Source organism: Phenylobacterium sp. (assembly GCF_035276905.1).
Taxonomy (GTDB): Bacteria; Pseudomonadota; Alphaproteobacteria; order Caulobacterales; family Caulobacteraceae; genus Phenylobacterium.
Map to the genome: position 1 here is coordinate 1 of NZ_DATELG010000391.1, position 4,578 is coordinate 4,578.

The 4,578-nt window shown below is 73.4% G+C and carries 5 protein-coding genes; all 5 read right to left on the minus strand.

Translation table 11 applies throughout. The features are described from left to right. The coding region (locus VJS38_RS18790; RefSeq protein ID WP_324089676.1) for an amidohydrolase family protein at window positions 1–499 on the minus strand (499 nt) is incomplete at its 3' end. Next, complete coding sequence (locus VJS38_RS18795; protein ID WP_324089677.1) at window positions 499–1,512, minus strand: CoA transferase; 1,014 nt, start codon at window positions 1,510–1,512, stop codon at window positions 499–501. The genes VJS38_RS18795 and VJS38_RS18790, both read right to left, overlap by 1 nt. Then, the gene (locus VJS38_RS18800) at window positions 1,509–2,573 is read right to left on the minus strand and encodes an enoyl-CoA hydratase/isomerase family protein (protein ID WP_324089678.1); all 1,065 of its coding nucleotides are present in this window, start codon (window positions 2,571–2,573) and stop codon (window positions 1,509–1,511) included. The genes VJS38_RS18795 and VJS38_RS18800 overlap by 4 nt, the downstream gene beginning before the upstream one ends. Further along, a complete protein-coding gene (locus VJS38_RS18805) occupies window positions 2,521–4,032 on the minus strand; it encodes a class I adenylate-forming enzyme family protein (protein WP_324089679.1) in 1,512 nt (503 codons plus the stop codon). The genes VJS38_RS18800 and VJS38_RS18805 overlap by 53 nt, the downstream gene beginning before the upstream one ends. A 190-nt stretch (window positions 4,033–4,222) precedes the next feature. Then, window positions 4,223–4,578 (minus strand): SAM-dependent methyltransferase (locus tag VJS38_RS18810; RefSeq protein ID WP_324089680.1); only part of this gene is annotated, 356 nt, incomplete at its 5' end.

Here is a 4,578-nt window from a genome sequence, read left to right on the forward strand (position 1 = left end):
GCCAGATCCGTCCCGTGAGCCGGCCGGCGGTGTCACGCTCGACCTCGCGCGGCGCGCCGCCGGCGGCCACCGCCTCGAGCGCACGGCTGTTGAGGAACCACAGCGCGCCGGTCTGGTGCTGCACGCGCAGCCGGTGGTCCGGCGCGATGCGGTCAAGGACGTCGCGGTCGAGATCGCCGGCGATCCGCTCGTGATAGCCCGTCGCCCGCAGCCAGGCGCCGGGGGGCCGCTCGGCGAGGGCTGCACGGATCGCCTGCTCCAACGCCGCCGCGCCCCCCAGCCGCTCCAGCGGCAACGACTGAGCCTGAGCCGCCGTGGCCAGGAGATGAATGTGGTGGTCGATCAGGCCCGGCAGCAGCGCGCCGCCTCGTCCGTCAAAATCCTCGGCCGCACCCGACAGCCGTTCTCCCACTTCGGTGATCACGCCGTCCGACACCCGGACGTCCAGCCCTGGCCGCCCGTCGAGCTCCACGTTGCGCAGGATAAGGGCGCTCGCCATCAGCCCGCTCCGGCGAGGCCGAGTTCGGCGGCGGCTCCGGCCGCGGTATGGGCGAGGGCGGCGTCGACGATCACCCCGCCGCCCTGAGCCAGCGCCTCGAGGGCGCCCGCCGCCGCCGAAAGGCCGGTCAACGGATCCGCCAGGGCGTCGCCGAGGAAACCGGGCTCGCCGCCGCTGCTCCAGCGCACCAGACCGCCGGCGGCCGCCGCGTCGTCGCCGAAGGCCACGCGGTCGGCCGCCTCGCCGCTCCAGCCGTAGCCGCTGATCGCCACCCAGACGAGGTCCGGCCGCTCGGCGAACAGGCTGGCCGGCGAGAGCTCCATCTGCTCGAACGCCCGCGACCGGGCGCTGGTGATCACCACATCGGCGGCCAGCATCGTCTCGCGCAGCCGCGCCCGGCCCTCCGGATCGGCGAAGTCCAGCGACAGGTCCGCCTTCGCGCGGTTCAGCCTGTGGAAGAACTCGGGCGTCGCCGTGCGGCTGGGGTCGGGCCTGCGTGTGCTCTCCAGCTTCGTCACGTCCGCGCCGAACGCCGCCAGTACGGCCCCGCAGAGCGGACCGGCCCAGAGGGTCGAGAGGTCCAGCACGCGCACCCGTCCCTGCGGGCCGGGGCCTGCCCGCCCGACGCTCAGGAACGGCGCCGCCATGTCGGCGGCTGCGATCTCGCCGACGCCCGCCACCGGCAATCCCAGCTCGCGTGCGCCGGCGACCAGGTCACGCCAGGGCCGACGCGCCACGGCCTCGCCCAGCCCATCCGCCGACGCGCCGTCCAGCCAGGCGGGAACGAGGTCGAGGTCGTCCATGCGCGGCAGGTTCACCGCCAGCCAGCCGTCCGCCGCCGGCACGAGCCGGCACGAGCCGTTCGGCGAGAGGCGGCCGGGCGCGCCCAGCGGGAGGTCGCCGCTTCGGTCGGTGAGGCCCGCCAGATCGAACGCGCCCCGCCAGCCCAGCGCCGCCGCCTGCGCGGCGATGCGTCCGGCCAGAACCCTCAGCGGCCCCGCGACAGGGCTCATCGGCCATCCTCCGCCGCGTCGACCAGCCCCCACGCGAGCGCCGTCGAGAGCCGGATGTCCACGCCGGAGATCGCCATCCAGCAGGCGCGGTGACGACCGATGCGGCGCGGAACGGTGACGGTCCCGCCAGCGCCGGGTATCAGCCCCATGGCGACCTCCGGCAGGCGGAAGAAGGTGTGGCGGCGCGCCGTGACCCGGGCGGCCGCGGCGGGGATCTCCAGGCCCGAGCCGATGCAGGCGCCGTGGAGCCTCGCCGTCGCGCGATCCCCCAACCGGTGCAGCAGCGCGGCGGGCGAGCGCAGGGTCCTGACCAGATGGGCCCGGCCCGGGTCGCCGAAGCTCCCGAACTCGGCGAGGTCGCCGCCTTCGCTGAACACCCGGCCCTCGCCGCTCAGCACCACCGGCGCCCGGTCCGGATCGATCAGGGCGAACTCCAGCGCCTCGCAGAGCGCGTCACGCATCCGGGCGTCGACCGCGTTGTTGGCCCCCGGCCGGGTCAGACGGATCGACAGCGTCTCGCCGTCGCGCGCGACCGCCACGCGCGGCCCGTCAAGGTCGTCCCTCGCCGGCGGCGGATTGGCGGCCCGCCAGGCGCGGAAGGCCTCGCTCGACAGCAGCATGGAATAGGCGATCGACTCCGCCGCCAGCGCCTCGTCGAAGCCGAGCGACAGACTTGCGCGCAGCACCTGGGCGGCGATCCCAGCGGCGAGCGGCTGGGCGGCGACGATCGCCTCCAGCCGCCGAAGCGCCGGCTCCAGCTGGTCGGGCGCGAGACCGACCCAGGGCGCGGGCGCCGACGGGGCGGCGCTGAGAAGGATGTCGAACTGGTCGAGCTCGCGGTCCGGCAGGGAGCCCGCGCGATGCACCCCCACCCGCACGACGCCCGGCCCCGAAGGCAGGTCGACGTCCCTTCCCGCCTGCAGATCGACCACCGCCAGTCCCGCCCCGCCGAGGTCGGTCAGGGCCGAGAGCAGCTCATCGGCCAGCGTCGTCAGGGCCCTGCTCCGCTCAGGCGCGCGCCAGCGCGCCGGCCGCCTTGCAGAGCTCGGCCTTGAGCACACGGCGCAGCAGCTTGCCGGTGTCGTTGTAGGGCAGCACCTCGCGGAACTCCCAGATTTCCGGCGTCTTGGAAGAGCGCAGCTGCGCCTTCACGAAGGCCGCCAGCTCATCGGTCGTCGGCCGGCCGTTCTTGACCACCAAGACGGCGGCGACCTTCTCGCCCCACTCGTTGTCCGGCACGCCGAGGACGGCGACGTCGGCGACGTTCGGGTGAGCGCGCAGCACGTCCTCGATCTCGCCCGGCGACATGTTCTCGCCGCCGCGGACGATAACGTCGTCGAGACGGCCCTCGACGTAGAGGTAGCCGTCGTTGTCCATCCAGCCGCCGTCGTTGGTCGGAAACCAGCCGTCGTCGCCGATCACCTTTTTCGACAAGTACTCGCCGGAGACCTGGTCGCCGCGGACATAGATCTCGCCGGACTGGTTGGCGCCCAGCACCTCCCCGTTCGGCCCGCGGATCTCCAGCTCCAGCGTCGGCAGCGGCTTGCCGACCGAGCCCAGCCGGCGGCGCACGTCCGGATCGGACGAGGCGATGGCGATGCGATGGTCCTCCGGCCCCAGCACCGCGATCGTGGAGCTGGTCTCGGTCAGGCCGTAGGCGTTGACGAAGTCGACGTGCGGCAGGAGCTTCAGCGCCCGCTCGATCACCACCTGCGGCATCCGCCCCCCGCCGTAGGACAGGGCTTTCAGATGCGGCAGATTCTCGCCCCGGGCCTCCACCACGTCGAGGATCCGGCCCATCATGGTCGGCACCACCATGGCGTGGGAGATCTTCTCCTGGGCTGCCAGGCCGACCCAGCCCTCGGGCGTGAAGGCCGGCATGTGGACGATGCGGCGGCCGCCGTAGACGCCGGTCAGGATCGCCGAGACTCCGGCGATATGGTATGGCGGCACGCTCACCAGGGCGGCCTCGTGTTCGTCCGAGCCGAGGAACTCCACCGTCGAGATCACGTAGGAGGTCAGGTTGCGGTGCCGCAGCACCGCGGCCTTGGGCTCGCCGGTCGTGCCGCTGGTGAACAGCAGCACGCCGATGTCCGGATCGGCGAACGGCAGTTCCTCGGCCTGCAGCGTCGCATCGTCGCAGATCCTATGGAATTCGCTGCTCGCCAGCAGCTGCACGCCCTCGACGCCCTGGGCACGGGGCAGCATGTCGTCGTCGACCAGCGCCACCGAGGGCGCGGTGCGGGCGAGAAGCTTGCGCAGCTCCTCGTCGGAGAGCCGGTAGTTGATCGGTGCGAACGGCTTGCCGATCAGGCCCGAGGCGAACACCGCCACCGGCAGGTAGGGGCTGTTAAGGCCGAGGTAGACCACGGTCTCGCCGGCCTGCTTGCCGAACCAGGCCGCCGCCGCCTTGGCCCGCGCCTGGGCCTCGGCCAGCGTCACGCCGCTCGCCAGCTCCCCCAGGATGACGCGGTCCGGCGCCGCATCAGACGCCATCTCGAGAAGAAGCGCGGTATGCATGCCTCAGTCTACTCCGACGCCGGAAGCGGGCTCGCCTCCATTTCCTAACCCCGGAGCTCCGGACGGCGCTCCGTCAAGGAATTCCGTGGTTTCAACGTCGCTTTAGAACCCGGACGCCGAAGCCGTCCAGTGGCGGGCCGCGCTGATCGCCGCGGCGGAAAAAGGGGCGCGCTTGGCCAGCGCAGCGGGGCTAGGCGCTCAGCGCGCGCGCCGCGTCGATTTCGTCGGCGATCTCCTGGGCGTTCGCCAGCGCCGCCACCTCGCCGATGACCAGCAGCACCGGGCCGCCCTCGCCGTCCTCGACCAGGCGGGCGAGGTCGCCCACGGTGCCGCGCCGCAGCCGCGCCCTGGGCGTGCCGGCGCTTTCCACCGCGACCGCGGGCGTCGAGGCTGCGCGTCCCGCCTCGATCAGCCGGGCGCTGAGCTCCTCCGCCGCGCCGCCGCCCATGTAGATGGCGAGCGTCGTCTCGGGATCCGCCGCCGAGCTCCAGTCGGCCTGCAGGGCGCCGGCCTCCAGGCGGGCGGTGGTGAACACCACCCGGCGGG